Source organism: Candidatus Andeanibacterium sp., assembly GCF_057143545.1.
Genome location: NZ_DBNHSF010000003.1, coordinates 1 through 18,555 on the forward strand (window position 1 = coordinate 1; position 18,555 = coordinate 18,555).

Here is an 18,555-nt window from a genome sequence, read left to right on the forward strand (position 1 = left end):
GCGAATGGAAGATCGCGCGCCGGACCACCTATGGCCAGATCCCCTATCGCGATCCCGCCAATCCCGCCGCCAATGAAGTGACCGGCCTGCCAACGCTCGAAGCGCGGCTGCGGCGCGCCGAGGATATCCTCGCGATCCAGCGGGTGATCGTCGACTATGCCGCGTTCATCGATGCGCAGGATTTCGAAGCCTATGCCGCCCTCTTCGCGCCCGAGGGCGTCTGGCAGAACGGCACTACGATCCGCCGCGGGCCGGACGAGATCAAGGCGATGCTGGTCGGGCTGTTCGGCACCCCGCCGGAAGGGTTCGTCAACAAGGAGAGCTATCACCTCGTCTCGAACCCGCAGGTCGAAGTCGATGGCGACCGGGCAACCGCGCGCTCACGCCATTTGCTGATCATGCGCGGCGCGGACGGCAGCCCGATCCCCGAACTGACCGGGCTCTACGAGGACGAGCTCATCCGCATCGACGGGCAATGGAAGATCCTCAAACGGGTCGACAACCCGATCATGCCGACCCCCGAGGAATGGATGCGCGAAATCCGGGCAAGGAACGCAGCGCAATAGGCCGAGCTATTCCTCGAGATACTTCGCGTACCAATCGAGCCAGCGGGTCATCCGGTCGATCTGGAAGCTCGGCCGGTCGATGCTGTGGTCTTCCTCCGGATAGACCACCAGCTGCGTATCTACCCCGCGCGTCCGCAGCGCCTGGTACATCTGCTCGCTCGCCCAGGTCGGGACGTTTATATCCTCGCCGCCAACCATGAACAGGGTCGGCGTCTGGATCTTGTCCGCTTCGAAGAAGGGAAAGGAGTTTCGCATCCACACGTCGGGAGCTTCCCACGGCAGGCCCAGTTCGAGATCGTATTCGAGGACATACTGGTCGGTGCCGTAACCGGCGAGGGCGTTCCCGATCGAGGCCCCCGCCATCGCTGCCTTGAAGCGCTGGTCGCGCGTGATGAGGTAATTGGTCGACATCCCGCCATAGGACCAGCCGCCGACCACCAGCTTGTCGGGATCGGCAATCCCCCTGGCAACCGCGTCATCCACCGCCGCGAGGTCGTCTTCGACATCGACCGAACCCCAGGCGGCGAAAATCCCGGCCGAATATTCGCTACCGCGCCCGGTGCTGCCGCGCGGATTGGGCGCCAGCACGACATAGCCGGCCCCGGCGAATGCCTGCTGCCAGCTGTCGAACATATAATCGTATTGCGCGGCCGGCCCGCCATGCGGATGGAGGATCGCCTTGTGCCGCTCGCCCGGCTTCGCCCCCGGCGGCAGCATCACGAAGCCGCGCACTTCGGTCCCGTCCTTGCTGGTGTAGCTGGTATAGACCTGCGTCCCGAGGTCGATCTCGGACAGCCAGGCATCGTTGTGATGGCTGAGCTGGCGCAGCTTGCCGCCATCGACCGCGAACACCTCGTATGGCCGCGTCGGCGTGCTCGACAGCAATGCTATCCTGCCATTGGCGGATTTGACCGGCTCGGAAACCACCAGCTCACCCTCGACCAGGGTCGTGATTGCGCCACCGCCAGCCGGGACCGAGACAAGCTTCTGCCGCCCGTCATCCTCGACCATGAAGGTGATCGCGCGCCCGTCGGGCGTCCATTGCGGATCGTAGACGTTGCGATCGAGCTCGGGCGTCAGGATTTGCGCTTCGCCGCCGCTGGCCGGGACGACCGCGAGGCTGGTCGCCGCATACCAGATCAGTTTCGGATCGCCGCCCATGACATAGGCGATCTTGCTGCCGTCGGGGCTCCAGGCGGGATAGGAATCGTTTTCCGGGTTGTTGTCGGCCCAATCGGACGGGGTCAGCCGCAGCGGTTCGCTGGCCGGTGCGGCCACACTGGCAAGGTAGATATTGTAGTCGTTCGACCGGTCGGGATCGGGCGCGCGGCGCGAAACGAAGGCGATTTTCGAGCTGTCGGGCGACCAGGAGGGCAGCACTTCGTCGAAATCGCCGGTGGTCATCCGCTGCGCCGATCCGGTGGCGAGGTCATACAGCCACAGCCGCGAACGCTGCTTGCCGAGATAACCCACCCCGTCGATCTTGAAATGGTAGCGATCGATCACGACCGGCAACGGAATCTCGTCGCCGTCGGCATCCTGCTTCAGTTCGGGGTCGGGATCGGCCACAACCAGAGCCAAATATTTGCCGTCGGGCGAGAATGCGAAATCCTCGACCGAACCTGCGATGCCGGCGAGCGGATAGGCCTCGCCGCCCGCCATCGGCATGAGCCACAGGCGCGTTTCCTCATTTTCCTCATCCCGCGAGGAGAGAAATCCGACCAATCCTCCGTCGGGGCTGAATTTCGGGCGGCTCTCGTTTTCGTCGCCGCGAAAGGTCAGCTGGCGGGCGCCGCTGCCATCCCATTGGGCCAGCCAGACATGGGTGACAGCCTCGTCGCGTTCGAGATCGTTGCTGGTGACGGAATAGACCACCGAATCTCCGTCGGGCGAGATATTCGGCTCGCCGACCACGATTTCCTTCACAACATCTTCCGGCTGGAAGTTGCGCGCAGGCGCCGCACCGGCCTGCGCGGCAAGCAACAGGCCCACGAAACAGAGCATGGTTCTTGGCATGGAAGTCCCCGAAAAAGGCGAATTCTTACGGTCCTGCGCCGATGACGCAAGATGTATTTGCGGATGAAACCAGTTGCCATGACGGCGCGTTGAATCGACAAGCCACGCGCGAGCCCATATGCGGACCGCAACCAGTTTTCCGGAGCCAGCGATGCCCCTCCCCGCCCTGTTCAAGCACCTGCGCCTGCCGGTCATCGGCGCCCCGCTGTTCATCATCTCCAATCCCGACCTGGTCATCGCGCAATGCAAGGCCGGGATCGTCGGCAGCTTCCCGACCCTCAATGCGCGGCCTTCGGGCGTGCTCGACGAATGGCTGCACCGGATCACCGAAGAGCTGGCCGCGCATGACCGCGACCATCCCGACAGTCCTGCCGCCCCGTTCGCCTGCAACCTCATCGTCCATCGCTCGAACCCGCGGCTCGAAGAGGATGCGATGGTGCTGGCGAAGTGGAAGGTGCCGCTGGTGATAACCTCGCTCGGCGCGGTCGAGGAGATCAACCAGGGCGTCCATGGCTGGGGCGGGATCGTGCTGCACGATGTGATCAACCAGCGCTTCGCCCACAAGGCGATCGAAAAGGGCGCCGACGGGCTGATCCCGGTCGCGGCCGGGGCCGGCGGCCATGCCGGCCCGCAGTCGCCGTTCGCGCTGATGCAGGAATTGCGCGAGTGGTTCGCCGGGCCGGTCGCGCTATCGGGCGCGATTGCCTGCGGCCGCTCGATCCTTGCCGCGCAGGCGCTGGGTGCGGACCTGGCCTATATCGGATCGCCCTGGATCGCGACCGAGGAGGCCAATGCGGTCACGGCCTACAAACAGGCGATCGTCGATGGTTACGCCAGCGACATCGTCTATTCGAACCTGTTCACCGGCGTACACGGCAACTACCTCAAGCCTTCGATCGTCAATGCCGGGCTCGATCCCGACAATCTGCCGGAAAGCGATCCGACCAAGATGGATTTCAGCCAGGTGACCGGCAGCGATGCGAAAGCGTGGAAGGATATTTGGGGGTCCGGCCAGGGGATCGGTGCGGTAAAGGCGATTGTGCCGGTCGCCGAACGGGTCGCCCAACTCGCCCACGAATACGACATGGCGAAACGCGAACTCGCTCAGGTCACCGGCTTCGCCGCCACCTGAGTCGCGCCCCACAAGCTTTCGGCCATGCGGTCCAGTTCGGAAAAGTCGCGACCTCTTCCAAGCGGATCCTTGCGGCTGAGCTTCAAGCGACGCTTCGAGGAGAGCAATCGCTTGCGCAGTGCACGCTGGAGCAAGCCCAGCCGCATCAACGCCTGGTCGAGCGCGATCTCCGGCGCGCGCAACCTTTGCGCCGACCACGCTTCCTCGATCTGGCCGACCCGCTCTGTGACCATCGAGCTGTAATCGCGATGCGGCCCGCGATGCAGCGGCAAGCCAATCCATGCGGCGGCGCAATCGCTGGCGGGCAACAGCAGCCCGTTCGAACGAAAATCGTCGAAACCCACCCGTTCGCGCCCGATCGCGGCGAACAGCGGGCCGAAACATCGCGCCGACAGCAATTGCCGCGGCAGGAGGTGATGGCGCTGCATTCCCGGCTGATATCCCGGCCGGCCGCTGCGATTGACCGAACGAAACGGCAGCCGGCTACTTTCGAGGCGGGACAGACAGGCGCGCTTCGGGAAACCCGTATGCCCGCGCTCGCGCGTCAAGCTCAGGCCCTGACGACCCGGATCGTCCTGCCATCCTTGTCTGGTTCGAGCACCAGCCCCTCGCCCTGAGGGCCAGCGAATTCGGTTCGATCCTCGAGCCTTCCGCTTTCGACCAGCTCATGGATCAATCGCAAGGCCAGCTTGGTCCCCTTGCTGCGATCGGCGCAAAGCTCGGGCGAGAGCTCAAGCTCCTGGCCCGTGAAAAACGCCAGGCCGATGCTGCGCAGTCCGCCATTGTCGGCAAGCTCAATTGCCGTCAGCCCCAATCCCGGGAATGCCCCGCCATCGAGCCAACGCTCCACGCCATCCTTGAAATGCGCCACACTCGAAAGGCTGCCGGCCGGCTCCCAGCCAACCGCGACAGCGCCCGGCAATTCGCAAAGCTCCAAGGCGATCGCCATCTGGGTTCGTACAACCGGGAGCAGATGTTCGCCGCCAGTCAGGTGGCGGCCGGCGGCAAGTTCGATTGCCTCGGCGGAATTGATGTCGAAGCTGCTGGCAAGGTCGAACGAATGCATGGGCGCGGTCACCTTCGTCTGGCTCCCCGGGGAAAGGCCGGAAAGATCGAACGTAAGGCCGTTTGCCAGTAATTCAACAGTTAATACAGTTTTAGATCTGTCATTATTTGAAGATATACAATTTATATTTGAATCATTACTTGATACGATTTGCTCGATGGCGGACACGGCAGGTCGCTTCGAGCCTGCAAAGAGCAGCGATAGCGCTGGTCTGTGCCCGACAGGGCCTGGGGGGTGCGTTTGTGTAATGCTGCCAATCCCTTCAGCAATGATCGAACCGGTTTTTGGCCTGAAATTCTTGCAAGGTCGAGTCCCGCGATGAGCAAATACTCCATGGCGGATGCATCTATTCAAAAAATGCCGAGGCGCAGCCCTTCCTGAATTGCCTGTCCCAATTCGCGGCATTTCTGTAGTTCCGATTGCGGCACCTGTTTGGGCGCAAGGATTTCTTCTGGCGTTTGCGCGTCGAGATTGACGATCAGGGAATCCGCCACCCGCTTGAGCCGCCAACCCGAGGCGATGCGATCGATTTGCGCTTCGGCCCCGTGCCCGTCCGAACCGGCAGCGATGACAGTGGCATAGGCCCTGCCCTCGATCCGTCCCAGCACCGGATAATAGAGGCGATCGAACATCTCCTTCATTTCGCCGCTCATCGAGGCAAGGTTTTCTGGGCAGACAAACAGATAGGCCCCGGCCCTCAGCAGGTCGGCGGCCACGGCTTCCCGCGCGCGCAACAGCCGGGCGCCGGGCCCCGCGGCATCGGCAGCTGCATGGGCGATGGCCTCGGCGGCTCCGGTGCGGCTGTGCCACAGGATCAGCAGCGGTGCGGCAGCCTTGCTCATGGTCCGATCATTGGCTCGCGCTGTCGATTGTCAATAAGGGTGTCTTCCGCGCTCCGCCCGCTTGCGGTAGGCCATGCGCCATGGCTTCGCAGTCCATTCCCGCCGTATTCGGCATCGAGCGCTCGCTGTCGGGCAAGGCCTGGCGCTGGCGCGGCGGCAATATGGACCTTGGCGGAGGCGTGGCGGGCCTCGAGGACGACATCGTCACCCAGCTGCTCCTGGCACGCGGCGTTCCGCGCGAGGATCTCGAGCGCCAGAAGAGCCCGACCTTGCGCTCCTTCCTGCCCGATCCGTCCGAATTCAACGACATGGATGCCGCCGCGGCGCGGCTGGCCGAAGCGGTGCTGGGGAACGAGACAGTTACCATTTACGGCGACTACGATGTCGATGGCGCAACCAGCGCGGCACTCCTGATCCGGCTGTTGCGCGATCTCGGACTGGAAGCGCGCTATTACATCCCCGACCGCCTGCTCGAAGGCTACGGGCCTTCGGGCGAAGCGCTGGTCAGGTTGGGTGAACAAGGCAGCAGCCTGATCGTGACGGTCGATTGCGGCGCGATGGCGCATGAAGCGCTGGCGATGGCGCACGAGGCCGGGATCGATGTGATCGTGGTCGATCATCACAAATGCTCGGCAGAACTTCCCAGGGCCGCGGCCCTGGTCAACCCCAACCGGCTGGACGAAGGCGAGATCGGCGCGGCTCACGGGCACCTGGCCGCGGTCGGCGTCGCGTTCCTGCTGGCGATCGCCACGCTGCGGACCCTGCGCGAGCGCGGATTCTTCGAGAGCCGCCGCGAGCCCGACCTGCTCGGCCTGCTCGATCTCGTCGCGCTGGGGACCGTGGCCGACGTTGCGGCCCTCCACGGGCTCAACCGCGCCTTCGTCGCCCAGGGTTTGAAAGTCATGGCGCGGCGCGAAAACACCGGCATGGCAGCCTTGATAGATGCGTCGCGGCTTAACCGGGCGCCGATCTGCAGCGATCTCGGTTTTGCGCTTGGCCCGCGGATCAATGCCGGCGGGCGGGTCGGTGAAGCGACGCTGGGCGTACGCCTGCTGACGACCGATGATCCGGCCGAGGCCAGGGAAATTGCCGCAAAGCTCTCGGCACTCAACGAGGAGCGCCGGGCGATCGAGGCAGGAGTGCAGGCGGCAGCCGAAGAGCAGCTGGCGAGCCAGCACAATCGCGCCGTCACGGTTCTTGCCGGGCCCGGCTGGCATCCCGGCGTAATCGGGATCGTGGCGGGACGGATCAAGGAGAAGACCGGCAGGCCCAGCCTGGTGATAGCGCTCGATGCGGACGAGGCCGGAATGGGCAAGGGATCGGGACGCTCGATCACCGGCGTGGACCTTGGCGCGGCGATCATCGGCGCGCGCGAAGCCGGCTTGCTGATCGCGGGCGGCGGCCATGCGATGGCTGCCGGGCTGACAATCGGTCCCGACAAGATCGATGCCCTGGCCGACTGGCTCGAGGAACGGCTCGCCGCCCAGGTCGCGAGGGCGGTTGCGGAGCAGGCCTTGCAGCTCGACTTGTCGCTTGCGCCGGGGGGCCTCACACCCGGCCTCGTCGATACGCTCGAAAGCGCCGGGCCATACGGCGTCGGCTGGCCGGGCCCGCGCCTCGCCATCGGTCCGGTCCGGCTGGTCAAGGCCGACATCGTCGGCACGGACCATGTCCGGATGATTGCCGCGGGGCGCGACGGCGCGAGTTTCAAGGCGATTTCCTTTCGGGCCGCCGAGACCGAACTGGGGCAGGCCTTGCTGCACGGCTCGAAGGGGCGCAACCTGTGGCTCGCAGGACGCGCCAGGATCGACGATTGGGGCAGCCGCCCGCAGGCCGAACTGCATGTCGAAGACGCCGCATTCGCTGATTGAATTGACCTTCTCCCGGCGCAGGGCTTGACCGAAAACCGCTGCATCCCTAAGTGCGCGGGCCTGCACCAGCGTGGCCCCTTCGTCTAGCGGTTAGGACGCGGCCCTTTCACGGCTGAAACACGGGTTCGATTCCCGTAGGGGTCACCATGGTACAAGCGGCCGGTCGGCGCTATGCTGCGTTCCTCAATGGCCCCTTCGTCTAGCGGTTAGGACGCGGCCCTCTCACGGCTGAAACACGGGTTCGATTCCCGTAGGGGTCACCAGCATTCCAGGATTTGTGACAGCTTTGCGTTCGCACTGGCGGTCGCGCATTGGCGCGGTTATTGCCGGAGCCGAATGGACGATTCCCGCCCCATCCCCTGGCCCGGAATGTTGCTGGCCGCGGCCACGGGCGTCGGCATGTTGATCGCCGGCGCAGGCCTGCTGCTGATTGCGGTCGTGTTGCTGGTCTGGCTCGGGTCGTTGTGGATTTCCCGGCCGGCGCCGCAACAGGTCCAGATCCAGACCGACAGTGTCCAGTTGACCCGCGAAGGCATGGGCGACCTGATCGAGCAGTTCAGCCTGCCGGTGCTGCTGCTCGACCGCAACCGGATCATCATCGCCAATTCCGCCGCCAGGGTCGTCTTCGGCAAGCACATTGTCGGGCAGGACGCGCGGGTCGGCCTGCGCCATCCGCAGGCGGTCAAGCTGCTCGACCGCAAGAAGGGCGGCAGCGTGACGGTCCAGGGCCTGACCACGCCCAACAGCATCTGGCGGATAACCCGCCACGCGATCAACGACCGCTACTGGGTGATCGAACTGCATAACCGCACGGCCGAGGCGGACATCAGCAAGGCCCATACCGATTTCGTCGCCAATGCGAGCCACGAACTGCGCACCCCGCTGGCCTCGATCATCGGCTATGTCGAAACCCTGGCCGAAGACGGGAATTCGGACCCGGAAACCACCAAGCGGTTTCTCGAAACCGTCCTGCGCGAAGCACGGCGCCTGCAGAGCCTGGTCAGCGACCTGATGTCGCTTTCGCGGATCGAGGCGGAAAAGCACGACCAGCCCTCCGAAGAGATCGATTTTTCGAAACTTGTGATGAAAGCCGCCAAGGAAGCCGGCCCGTCGCGCGACCGGGATCGGGTGAAGATCACCGTGCCAAAGGGCGAAATCAAGGTCCGCGGGGAGGCGCAACAGCTCGAGCAGCTGGTCCGGAACCTGGTCGACAATGCGCTCAAATATGGCGACCCGGAAACCGATGTCGATGTCGTGATCGAGCAGGATGGCGACGACCGGGTGGTGCTCTCGATCGTCGATCGCGGCGAAGGCATACCGCCCGAGCACATCCCCCACCTCACGCGGCGATTCTATCGCACCGATCCGGGCCGCAGCCGGGCCGGCGGAGGAACCGGACTCGGGCTGGCGATCGTCAAGCACATCGTCGAACGCCATCGCGGACGACTCGATATCAGCAGCAAACAGGGCGAAGGAACCATCGTCTCGGTCCGCTTGCCGCTCATCGGATGAATTAATATCTTACTGAAACGATTTTGGAATTCTCGCTTTTTCCACTGTGTTTCGGGCCGTCTGGCCCAATTGTCACAGAAGTGTCATTAAAGGATCATAGCGGGGTCACACCGACGTAACCAAAATGACACAAAGGTGGAACTCATGAGGCGCTTGATCTTAGCCTCGGCCGCACTCCCGCTTTGCCTGGGATTTGCGACACAGTCGAATGCACAAACCTCATCGGAGCAGGCACAGGCCGAGCTGGCGGCGCTCAAGGCCCAGCTCGCCGAGCTGTCGCGGCAAGTGGAAAGCCTGGAGGCGCAGATCGATGCGCTGAAGGCGGAAGCCGCACCGGCGCCGGCAGCGCCCGCGGCCCCGCAGCCCGAACCCGATACCACGATCTCGTGGAAGGGCGCGCCACTGATCGAAGGAAGGGGCGGCTGGAGCTTCAAGCCGCGTGGCCGCCTGCAATATGATGCGGGCTGGATCGGCGCGCCCGACGGGACCGGAATCGGTTCCGGTTTCGAGTCGGAATTGCGGCGCGCGCGCCTCGGTGTCGAAGGCGATATCCCGGGAGGATTTGGCTACAAATTCGAAATCGACTTTGCCGGGAACGAGGTCGAAATCACCGATGCGATCCTGACCTATGGCGACGGCGGCCTCACCGTCAGTGTGGGCCAGCACAACAATTTCCAATCGATCGAAGAGCTGACCAGCAGCCGTTTCATTACCAATCTCGAACGTGCCGCGTTCACCGACGCCTTTGGCTTCGAACGTCGCGCCGGCGTCTCGCTGCAATATGGCGGCAAGAACTACCTCGTCCAGGCGGGCCTGTTCAGCGACAATATCGACGACCTGCCGGGCGATGACTGGTCGGCCGACGGGCGGCTGGTCTTCTTTCCCAAGAGCGGGAACACGCAATTCCATGCCGGTGCCTCGGTCCATTATGCCGGGCTTTCCGATGGCTCCAGCGTCCGCTACCGCCAACGGCCCTTTGTTCATTTCACCGGCAGCCGGCCGATCGATACCGGCAGCTTTTCGGCCGACAGCGAATTCGGGCTCGGTGCGGAGCTGGCCGCGATCAGCGGTCCGTTCCACGTAGCGGCAGAGGCCTATTGGCAGAATGTCGACCGGCCCGGAATGGCCGAAGACCCGACCTTTTTCGGCGGCTATGCCGAAGTCGGCTACTTCCTGACCAAGGGCGATACCCGCGGCTACAAGAATGGCATCTTCGACCGCGTGAAGCCCGCCGATCCGGTCGGCGAAGGCGGCCTGGGCGCGGTCCAGCTCAACCTGCGATATGACCGTCTCGACCTCAATGACAGCGACGCCGCGATTATCGGCGGGACGCAGGACGGGTTCAGCGTCTCAATGATCTGGACGCCGACCGACTACACCCGCTTCATGATCAATTACGGCCATATGCAATATTCCGACGCGGTCATATCGGCGGAGGGTGGGGATACATCCTATGGAGTGGACTCCTTCGGCATGCGTGCCCAGGTCGATTTCTGAGCTTGCGCCGGGCGTGATAAGGCGGGGAACAACCACTCCAGCCTTGTCACGTCCTTGTCTTACATACGTAACACTCGATACCTAAACACCGGCTAACTCACATAGAACAGAGGCTCCCAAAATGAAGATTTCCAAGCTTTTCCCGGCAGTTGCCGTGTGTGCGCTGGCCCTTTCCGGCTGCGGTGAAACCGGCTCGGGCGGTGCCACGCGCGATTCGATCCGGGCAGTCGGTTCGTCGACCGTCTATCCTTTCGCCAAGGCCGTTGCCGAAGCCCTCGCGCGATCCAATCCCGACATTCCCTCGCCGATCATCGAATCGACCGGGACCGGCGGCGGGATGAACCTGTTCTGCAAGGGCGTCGGCTACGACCATCCCGACATGGCCAATGCCTCGCGGCGGATGAAGCTGTCGGAATTCGAAGACTGCCAGGCCAACGGTGTGACCGAGATCACCGAGATCCAGATCGGGCTCGACGGGCTGGCCATGGCTTCGGCCAAGGGCGGCATCGACCTGCCCCTGACTACCGAGATTGTCTATCGCGCGCTCGCCGCCCGGCCCTATGGCAAGGAACAGACTGCCAGGACCTGGGCGGATGTCGATCCCTCCCTCCCGAACGAACCGATCCTGGTCTATGGTCCGCCGACCAGTTCGGGGACGCGCGATTCCTTCGAGGAGCTGATCATGCTGGCCGGGTGCGAAGCAAACCCGGAAATGGCGGCGCTAAAGGAAAGCAACGAGGACGAGTTCGACAAGGTCTGCACCGAGATCCGCAGCGGTGGCTTCTATGTCGACCAGGGCGAGAACGACAACCTGATCGTGCAAAAGCTACAGGCCAACTCTCGCTCGGTGGGGATTTTCGGCTATTCCTACCTGGAAGAGAATCTCGACAAGCTGCAGGGCCTGACGATGAACGGCGTCGAACCGACTTATGAGACGATCTCCTCTGCCAGCTATCCCGGCGCGCGGCAGATGTTCATCTATGTCAAGAAGGCGCACCTGGATTCGATCAAGGGTCTGCGCGAATTCGTGGCCGAATGGAGCAGGAGCTGGAATGCCGACGGGCCGCTCGCGGGAATCGGCCTGGTTGTGAGTCCCGGCGATGTGCTGGCTCGCAGCACCAGCGCGGCAAGCCAATTCCCCAATCTCACCGCCGATGAACTGAAATAGGGCAAACGCCACGCACATGTCGCCAGCCATTCTGCTATTGCTCGCCCTCGGGCTGGGGCTAGCCGGATGGCTGGTGGGGCGCGCCCGGGCGTGGAGCTTCCGCCAGACAAACCCGAGTCAGAAGCTGCTCGCCGTGCCAGCCTATCACGGCTGGTTTGTAGCGTTGTGGATCGTGGTTCCGGCGGCGCTGTTCATCCTGCTGTGGAGCTTCGTCGCGCCGCAACTGGTGATGCAGGCGGTGTTGGCCAGCCCGGCGGCAGAGGCCCTGCCGGAATTCGGCTTCCAACGCCAGACGATCCTGGCCGAAGCGCGGGCTGCCGTAGAGTCGGGCGCGGGAACGGTTTTCAACCCGGCGGCGCGCGAACTGGTCGAGCCCTTTCGCCAGGCGATCGAGCGGACCAGCCTGGTCGGCGCGGCAGTCACGATGATCATAGCCTTCCTCGGCGGGACCTGGGCTTTCCTGAGGTTGAGGCCCGATTTCAAGGCCCGCACCAGGGTCGAACGCAGCGTGATGATCCTGTTGCTGCTTGCCTCTATGGTCGCGATCCTGACCACGCTCGGCATATTCGCCTCCCTGGTGTTCGAGACCATCCGGTTTTTCGAGATGGTAAACCCGATTTCCTTCCTCTTCGGCACCCACTGGTCGCCCGATCCGATGAGCAGCACCGAGGCCGTGGATTCGAGCCGGTTTGGCGCGATTCCGTTGTTTTGGGGCACGATCTATATCGGGGCGATCATCGCCATGGTGGTGGCGATCCCGCTCGGCTTGATGAGCGCGATCTACCTCACTCAATATGCCGGCCCCGCCTGGCGCAGATGGCTCAAGCCCGCGCTCGAAATCCTCGCTGGCATCCCCACCGTGGTCTACGGCTATTTCGCCGCGCTCACCGTGGCCCCGCAGATCCGCGACATTGCGCTGTCGCTCGGGATCAGCAACGCCTCGAGCGAAAGCGCGCTCGCCGCCGGCCTGGTCATGGGGATCATGATCATCCCGTTCGTTTCCTCGATGGCCGACGATTCGATCGCGGCCGTGCCGCAGGCGATGCGCGATGGCAGCCTGGCCATGGGCGCGACCACCTCCGAGACGATCAGGCGCGTGCTGGTTCCGGCCGCCCTTCCCGGCATCGTGGCGGGCGTCATGCTGGCAATCAGCCGGGCCATCGGCGAAACGATGATCGTGGTGATGGCGGCCGGCTATGCCGCGAACCTCTCCGCCAATCCGCTCGAAACGATGACCACCGTTACAGTGCAGATCGTCGCGATGCTGACCGGGGAAGCGAGCTTCGATCACCCCGCAACGCTCAGCGCCTTTGCCCTCGGCTTCGTGCTGTTCATGGTGACATTGGGCCTCAACGTCATTGCCCTGCGGGTCGTCAAGCGCTTCCGGGAGGCATACGAGTGAGCGAGCAACTCCTCCCGGCCCAGACTCCGGCTTTCCAGGCCCGGCTCAGGAAGCGCTACAAGGCCGAGCGGCGCTTCAGGTTGCTCGGACTGAGTGCAATCCTGTTCTCGGTAGCGGTCTTGCTGCTGCTGTTGTTCAATATGGGCCTGAACGGTATCGGAGGCTTCCAGCGCGCGGAACTCGCCGTCACGATCGATTTCCCGCAGGCGGGGCTGGCCGCGGATCGCACAGTCATGGCGCAAAGCAATGCCGTCCAGACGCTCGAGGCGCAGGGCTTGCCTGCGGTAGTCGATTTCTATGCCGAGCGCTCGCTTGGCCCCGAAGGCGCGGCCCAGTTGAACCGGCAGGCCTGGCGCGAGGTCGCCGCGGCAATCATCGAGGATCCGTCCGTCCTGTCGGAGAATGCGACATTCAGCCTTCCGGCAACCGACGATCTGGCCTCGGCCTATGCCAACGATGGACAGCAGGGCCTCCAGCCGTTGGCAGCCAGCCTGGCCGATCAGGGCCTGCTGAGCAAGAAATTCGACCCCGGCTTTCTCGGCCGGGCGGACGCGACCGATCCGCAACTGGTCGGCATCTGGGGGGCGCTCAAGGGCTCGATGCTGACGATGCTCATTACCCTCCTCGTGGCATTCCCGATCGGGGTCCTGTCGGCACTCTATCTCGAGGAATACGCTCCCAAGAATCGCTGGACCGATCTGATCGAGGTTTCGATCAACAACCTCGCGGCGGTTCCATCGATCATTTTCGGCCTGCTCGGCCTGGCGGTGTTCCTTACGGTCTTTCCCAATTACCGGTCGGCGCCCCTGATCGGCGGCCTCACACTGGCCCTGATGACGATGCCGGTGATCGTGATCGCGGGGCGCAATGCGATCAAGGCGGTCCCTCCATCGATCCGTGACGGAGCGCTGGCATTGGGAGCTTCGCCGATCCAGGTCGTGTTCCACCATGTCCTCCCGCTGGCCCTGCCCGGCATCCTGACCGGCACGATCATCGGCATGGCGCGTGCGCTGGGCGAAACCGCGCCGTTGCTGATGATCGGCATGCGTGCCTTTGTCGCAACCCCGCCCGACGGGCTGACCTCGCCCGCCACGGTGCTGCCAGTGCAAATTTTCCTGTGGTCGGATGAAATCGACCGCGGTTTCGTCGAACGGACATCCGCGGCGATTATCGTGCTATTATTGTTCCTGTTGCTGATGAATGGCCTGGCTATTTACCTGCGCAATCGATTCGAGAAGAGCTGGTGAACACAACAAATTCCAACCTGCCCAAGATGAGAGCGGAAGGCGTTTCGGTCTATTACGGCGACAAGAAAGCGATCGACGATGTTTCGATCGAGATTCCGACCGAATATGTAACCGCCTTCATCGGCCCCTCAGGCTGTGGCAAATCGACCTTCCTGCGCACGCTCAACCGGATGAACGACACGATCCCGACCGCGCGGGTCGAAGGCAGGATCGAGCTCGACGGCGAGGACATCTACACGTCCGGAATGGATGTGGTGCATTTGCGGGCCCGGGTCGGGATGGTGTTCCAGAAGCCCAATCCGTTTCCCAAGACGATTTACGAGAATGTCGCCTACGGTCCCAAGATCCACGGGATTGCGGAAGGCAAGGCGGAACTCGACGCGGTCGTCGAATCCTCGCTCAAGCGCGCCGGCCTGTGGGATGAGGTCAAGGACCGGCTGAGCGACAGCGGGACGGCGCTTTCGGGAGGGCAGCAACAGCGGCTGTGCATCGCGCGCGCGATCGCGGTCGATCCCGAGGTCATCCTGATGGACGAGCCATGCTCGGCGCTCGATCCGATCGCCACCGCGCGGATCGAGGAGCTGATCGACGAGCTGCGCGGGCGGTTCGCGATCGTGATCGTCACCCACTCGATGCAGCAGGCCGCGCGGGTTTCTCAACGAACGGCCTTCTTTCACCTCGGAAAGATGGTAGAATACGGTCACACATCCGACATATTCACCAATCCGAGAGAAGAACGGACCAAGGATTACATTACTGGACGCTACGGCTAATGACCGAACACACAGTCAAGGCTTTCGACGAGGATATCACCCGGCTCCGCGGCCTGATCGCGGAGATGGGCGGGCTTGCCGAACTCGCGATCCAGGAATCGCTCCAGGCGCTCGTCAAGGGCGACACTGTGCTCGCCAAGCAGGTGGTCAAGCGCGACAAGAAGATCGACGCGCTCGAAACCGAAGTCGACAAGCTGGCGATCCGGGTGATTGCCTTGCGTGCACCCATGGCCGACGATCTGCGCGAGGTCATCGCGGCGCTTAAAATCGCCGGTGTCGTCGAAAGGATTGGCGACTATTCGAAGAATATCGCGCGGCGGGTCGGCCAGATCGAGGGCAAGGCGCTGTTCGATCCGTTGACCCTGCTGCCGGCGATGGGCGAAATCGCGACCGAAATGGTCCATGACGTGCTCACTGCCTATGCCGCGCGCGATCCCGTGCTGGCGCGCGAAGTGATTGCACGCGACGAGAAGGTCGATGCCTTCTACGACAGCATCTTTCGTAACCTCGTCAGCTATATGGTTGAAAATCCGGCAACAATCAGCAGCGCGGCGCAATTGCTGTTCATCGCCCGCAATATCGAACGGATCGGCGACCACGCCACCAATGTTGCCGAGATGGTGCATTTTGCCGCGACCGGGACCTATGCTCCGGATGCTCCGGAGGACGATACCTGAGCGACGTTTCCTTGTCGCAAAGGTGTAACAATCATGTGGTGAGGGGATGCCAGATAAACCGGAAAAAACCGTGGCTGCCCCCAAGCTTCTCCTAGTCGAAGACGACCCCGCGCTGGCCGAGCTGCTGGAATATCGGTTCCAGAGCGAAGGCTACAACGTCCGCACCACCGCCGATGGCGACGAGGCGCTGATGTTTGCCGACGAGGATGCGCCCGATCTCGTGATCCTCGACTGGATGATCGAAGGCACCAGCGGGATCGAGGTCTGCCGCCGCCTCCGCCGCGACAAGGCGACTGCGCATGTCCCGATCATCATGCTGACCGCGCGCGAAGCCGAAGACGACCGGGTGCGCGGGCTCGATACCGGCGCCGACGACTATATCACCAAGCCTTTCTCGCCGCGCGAGCTGCTGGCGCGAGTCTCCGCGGTCTTGCGCCGTGTGCGACCGGCGCTCGCCGGCGAGATGCTCGAAGTCGGCGATCTCAAGCTCGACCCGGTGGCGCATCGGGTCGAACGCCACGGGCAGCAGCTCCAGGTCGGCCCGACCGAATACCGGCTGCTGAAATTCTTCATGGAAAGCCCCGGGCGGGTGTTCAGCCGCGGGCAATTGCTCGACGGGGTCTGGGGCACCGGCAGCGAGATCGAGGAGCGCACGGTCGACGTCCATATCCGCCGGCTGAGGAAAGCGATCACGATCGGCAACAAGGCCGACCCGATCCGCACGGTCCGTTCGGCCGGTTACGCGCTCGAAGCGGTCTAGCGCTTGCCCTCGCGCCGAAGCGCTTCATCCAGCGCGCGCTTGGACGACCAGTCATTTTCCGGAATGTAGGTGTCCCAGTCGAAGGTCAGGTTCAGGCTGCAATAGCGGGTCGAGATGCTGACATTGACGGTTCCGGCCTCATGATCCCCACCAGGGAGGAACGGGATGTAGTAACGCATCCATTCGCCATTGGGGCCGGTGACGATCTCCCAGTCGATCGGCACCATGTCCTGGTTGGTCAGGTAATAGCGGCCCGGCTGTTCCGATCCCAGGCCGACGGCGTTGATCAGGAAGATCTTGCCGTTGCCGCGGATTTCACCCTCGCATTCGCCGTCTGCGGCGTAATCGAGCCGCGGCCAGGCGTTCTCCTCGACGATCGGGTCGTAGGCCAGGGCGGGCCCGGTCAGCGCGACCGATGCAAGCGGCAGCAAGGCGCAGGTCGCAAGTTTCGAATGCTTCATCGGTCGGTCTCCCGGAGATGACGGAATTCAGACTTTCTACACCATCGCGGCCCGCCTGCATTGGGGAGTTTCCCCCTGCACCGGAACGGAACAGGATGGGCGATCCGTTAATGAAAATCGCGCGATTTCGGGATCACCCGCACATTCCGCGGATGGCCCCTGCTGCCCTGCATCGGGCGGTTGACATGATCGGCATGGTCCATCGCGGGTGACAGCAGATCGTCGGACAGGCGGTGGAGGTCGCCGGTGGCATCGGCGAGATGCGTCGCGATCACATGGATCACCTCGTCGTCATATTCGACCCGCCCACGCACTTCGAGGAGGCGCGCGCCCATGATCACCGGGCGGAAGCGCTGCATCATGTCGGGCCAGACGACCACGTTGGCAACCCCGGTCTCGTCCTCGATTGTGATGAAGCACACCCCCTTGGCGCTGCCCGGGCGCTGGCGGATCAGCACCACGCCGGCGAGCTGGACCTGCGCCTTCTGCCTCCGCTCGCGCAATTCGCGGCAGCGCAGGAAGCCCCGCTCGCCCAGATGAGGCCGCAGGAAGGCCAGCGGATGCGCCTTCAGGCTGAGCCGCTGGGTCTGGTAATCGGCAACCACCTCTTCCGCCAGCGGCATGGCCGGGAGCGCGGTGCGGAGCTTTTCGGCCCCCTCCTCCCTGGTGCTGGCAAAATCGAACAGCGGCAGGCCCGGTGCGGCGATCAGGCTGCGCGCATCCCACAACGCCTGCCTCCGCGAAAGGTCGAGCGAGGTGAAGCAATCGGCCGAGGCCAGTCTCTCGATATGCGCGGCCGAAAGCCCGGCCCGCTCGCGCAATTCCGCGACATCCCTGAAGCGCCCGCTTTCGGCGCGCGCCGCCACCAGCAGCGCCGCGGCATGTTCGGGCAGGCCGTCGACCTGGCGCAGCCCGAGGCGCAGGGCGAGGCGTATTTCTCCTTCCCCCTCGATGGGGGAAGGATGCGGAGACTTGGCGATCCTGAGCTTGTCGAAGGATAGCCTAGTCGAAGCTGGATGGGGGTGCCGCATGCCTGAAGCATCACCCCCACCCAACCCCCCCCCATCAAGGGGGAGGGCTTCGAGAGTGCAATCCCACTCCGAACAATTCACATCCGGCGGCAGCACCGTCACCCCGTGTTCCCGCGCATCGCGGACGATCTGCGCCGGGGCGTAGAAGCCCATCGGCTGCGAATTCAAAAGCGCGCAGGCGAACGCCGCCGGGTAGTGACACTTGATCCAGCTCGAGACGTAGACGAGCAGCGCAAAGCTCGCCGCGTGGCTTTCGGGAAAGCCGTATTCGCCGAAGCCCTTGATCTGGTTGAAGCAGCGCGCGGCGAAATCGGGATCGTAACCGCGCTCGACCATCCGCCCGACCATCATGTCTTCCAACTCGTGAAGGTTCCCCCGGCTACGGAAGGTCGCCATCGCCTTGCGCAAGCGGTTGGCTTCGGCGGAAGAGAATTTCGCGGCATCGAGCGCGATCTTCATCGCCTGCTCCTGGAAGATCGGGACGCCCAGGGTCCGCCCGAGGATGCTCGACAATTCGTCGGGCGGGCCGTGCCG

Annotated in this window: 17 protein-coding genes and 2 tRNA genes; 13 read left to right on the forward strand and 6 right to left on the reverse strand. The window is 63.7% G+C overall.

Going from position 1 to position 18,555, the window contains the following annotated elements:
• On the forward strand, positions 1-566 hold a 566-nt coding region (locus AC16XC_RS00190), incomplete at its 5' end, for a nuclear transport factor 2 family protein (RefSeq protein ID WP_484032614.1).
• Between the two features lie 6 nt (positions 567-572).
• Here AC16XC_RS00190 and AC16XC_RS00195 read toward each other — a convergent pair.
• Positions 573-2,582: a S9 family peptidase gene (locus AC16XC_RS00195; protein ID WP_484032615.1), complete on the reverse strand. Its 2,010-nt coding sequence runs from the start codon at positions 2,580-2,582 to the stop codon at positions 573-575.
• Between the two features lie 151 nt (positions 2,583-2,733).
• On the opposite strand from AC16XC_RS00195, the gene AC16XC_RS00200 reads away from it, so the two are divergent.
• A complete protein-coding gene (locus tag AC16XC_RS00200) occupies positions 2,734-3,714 on the forward strand; it encodes an NAD(P)H-dependent flavin oxidoreductase (protein ID WP_484032616.1) in 981 nt (326 codons plus the stop codon).
• Here AC16XC_RS00200 and AC16XC_RS00205 read toward each other — a convergent pair.
• The 3 genes from AC16XC_RS00205 to AC16XC_RS00215 form a co-directional block, all read right to left on the reverse strand.
• Positions 3,687-4,217: an AHH domain-containing protein gene (locus AC16XC_RS00205; protein ID WP_484032628.1), complete on the reverse strand. Its 531-nt coding sequence runs from the start codon at positions 4,215-4,217 to the stop codon at positions 3,687-3,689. The genes AC16XC_RS00200 and AC16XC_RS00205 overlap by 28 nt on opposite strands.
• A gap of 47 nt (positions 4,218-4,264) precedes the next feature.
• Entirely contained in the window at positions 4,265-4,780 is a 516-nt protein-coding gene (locus AC16XC_RS00210; protein ID WP_484032617.1) for a hypothetical protein, read from the reverse strand.
• A gap of 350 nt (positions 4,781-5,130) precedes the next feature.
• Positions 5,131-5,622 carry a flavodoxin family protein gene (locus AC16XC_RS00215; RefSeq protein ID WP_484032618.1) on the reverse strand — a complete coding sequence of 164 codons (492 nt, stop codon included), beginning with the start codon at positions 5,620-5,622 and terminating at the stop codon, positions 5,131-5,133.
• An 80-nt stretch (positions 5,623-5,702) separates the two neighbouring features.
• Between AC16XC_RS00215 and recJ the strand changes: the two genes are divergently transcribed.
• From recJ to phoB, 11 genes are all read left to right on the forward strand, one after another.
• A complete protein-coding gene (gene recJ / locus AC16XC_RS00220) occupies positions 5,703-7,493 on the forward strand; it encodes a single-stranded-DNA-specific exonuclease RecJ (RefSeq protein ID WP_484032619.1) in 1,791 nt (596 codons plus the stop codon).
• Positions 7,494-7,565: 72 nt separating this feature from the next.
• Positions 7,566-7,640 (forward strand) — tRNA-Glu (locus AC16XC_RS00225).
• Positions 7,641-7,681: 41 nt separating this feature from the next.
• Positions 7,682-7,756, forward strand: a tRNA-Glu gene (locus AC16XC_RS00230).
• Positions 7,757-7,829: 73 nt separating this feature from the next.
• The gene (locus AC16XC_RS00235) at positions 7,830-9,005 is read left to right on the forward strand and encodes a sensor histidine kinase (RefSeq protein ID WP_484032620.1); all 1,176 of its coding nucleotides are present in this window, start codon (positions 7,830-7,832) and stop codon (positions 9,003-9,005) included.
• A 144-nt stretch (positions 9,006-9,149) separates the two neighbouring features.
• Positions 9,150-10,502, forward strand: coding sequence for an OprO/OprP family phosphate-selective porin (locus tag AC16XC_RS00240; protein ID WP_484032621.1), 1,353 nt, complete (start codon positions 9,150-9,152; stop codon positions 10,500-10,502).
• A 121-nt stretch (positions 10,503-10,623) separates the two neighbouring features.
• Positions 10,624-11,670, forward strand: a complete 1,047-nt coding sequence (locus AC16XC_RS00245) for a substrate-binding domain-containing protein (protein WP_484032622.1) — start codon at positions 10,624-10,626, stop codon at positions 11,668-11,670.
• Positions 11,671-11,686: 16 nt separating this feature from the next.
• Positions 11,687-13,072, forward strand: a complete 1,386-nt coding sequence (gene pstC / locus AC16XC_RS00250; RefSeq protein WP_484032623.1) for a phosphate ABC transporter permease subunit PstC — start codon at positions 11,687-11,689, stop codon at positions 13,070-13,072.
• A complete protein-coding gene (pstA, locus tag AC16XC_RS00255; RefSeq protein ID WP_484032624.1) occupies positions 13,069-14,319 on the forward strand; it encodes a phosphate ABC transporter permease PstA in 1,251 nt (416 codons plus the stop codon). Before pstC ends, pstA begins: the two co-directional genes overlap by 4 nt.
• A 26-nt stretch (positions 14,320-14,345) precedes the next feature.
• A complete protein-coding gene (pstB, locus tag AC16XC_RS00260) occupies positions 14,346-15,092 on the forward strand; it encodes a phosphate ABC transporter ATP-binding protein PstB (RefSeq protein WP_484032629.1) in 747 nt (248 codons plus the stop codon).
• Positions 15,092-15,769, forward strand: coding sequence for a phosphate signaling complex protein PhoU (gene phoU / locus AC16XC_RS00265; RefSeq protein WP_484032625.1), 678 nt, complete (start codon positions 15,092-15,094; stop codon positions 15,767-15,769). The genes pstB and phoU overlap by 1 nt, the downstream gene beginning before the upstream one ends.
• A gap of 70 nt (positions 15,770-15,839) precedes the next feature.
• Positions 15,840-16,529 (forward strand): phosphate regulon transcriptional regulator PhoB, encoded by a 690-nt coding sequence (gene phoB, locus AC16XC_RS00270; protein ID WP_484032630.1) that lies wholly within the window; start codon positions 15,840-15,842, stop codon positions 16,527-16,529.
• On the opposite strand, the gene AC16XC_RS00275 is transcribed toward phoB, so the two are convergent.
• Complete coding sequence (locus AC16XC_RS00275) at positions 16,526-16,990, reverse strand: hypothetical protein (RefSeq protein ID WP_484032626.1); 465 nt, start codon at positions 16,988-16,990, stop codon at positions 16,526-16,528. The genes phoB and AC16XC_RS00275 overlap by 4 nt on opposite strands.
• Positions 16,991-17,097: 107 nt before the next feature.
• Positions 17,098-18,555 (reverse strand): helix-hairpin-helix domain-containing protein (locus tag AC16XC_RS00280; protein WP_484032627.1); only part of this gene is annotated, 1,458 nt, incomplete at its 5' end.

Excerpts from the sequence above, each read along its gene's own strand:
- AC16XC_RS00240 (WP_484032621.1), top strand. The coding sequence starts at position 9,150 with ATGAGGCGCTTGATCTTAGCCTCGGCCGCACTCCCGCTTTGCCTGGGA.
- AC16XC_RS00210 (WP_484032617.1), bottom strand. The coding sequence starts at position 4,780 with ATGCATTCGTTCGACCTTGCCAGCAGCTTCGACATCAATTCCGCCGAG.
- AC16XC_RS00275 (WP_484032626.1), bottom strand. The coding sequence starts at position 16,990 with ATGAAGCATTCGAAACTTGCGACCTGCGCCTTGCTGCCGCTTGCATCG.
- recJ (WP_484032619.1), top strand. The coding sequence starts at position 5,703 with ATGGCTTCGCAGTCCATTCCCGCCGTATTCGGCATCGAGCGCTCGCTG.
- AC16XC_RS00235 (WP_484032620.1), top strand. The coding sequence starts at position 7,830 with ATGGACGATTCCCGCCCCATCCCCTGGCCCGGAATGTTGCTGGCCGCG.
- pstB (WP_484032629.1), top strand. The coding sequence starts at position 14,346 with ATGAGAGCGGAAGGCGTTTCGGTCTATTACGGCGACAAGAAAGCGATC.
- phoU (WP_484032625.1), top strand. The coding sequence starts at position 15,092 with ATGACCGAACACACAGTCAAGGCTTTCGACGAGGATATCACCCGGCTC.
- pstC (WP_484032623.1), top strand. The coding sequence starts at position 11,687 with ATGTCGCCAGCCATTCTGCTATTGCTCGCCCTCGGGCTGGGGCTAGCC.
- AC16XC_RS00195 (WP_484032615.1), bottom strand. The coding sequence starts at position 2,582 with ATGCCAAGAACCATGCTCTGTTTCGTGGGCCTGTTGCTTGCCGCGCAG.
- AC16XC_RS00245 (WP_484032622.1), top strand. The coding sequence starts at position 10,624 with ATGAAGATTTCCAAGCTTTTCCCGGCAGTTGCCGTGTGTGCGCTGGCC.
- AC16XC_RS00200 (WP_484032616.1), top strand. The coding sequence starts at position 2,734 with ATGCCCCTCCCCGCCCTGTTCAAGCACCTGCGCCTGCCGGTCATCGGC.
- AC16XC_RS00215 (WP_484032618.1), bottom strand. The coding sequence starts at position 5,622 with ATGAGCAAGGCTGCCGCACCGCTGCTGATCCTGTGGCACAGCCGCACC.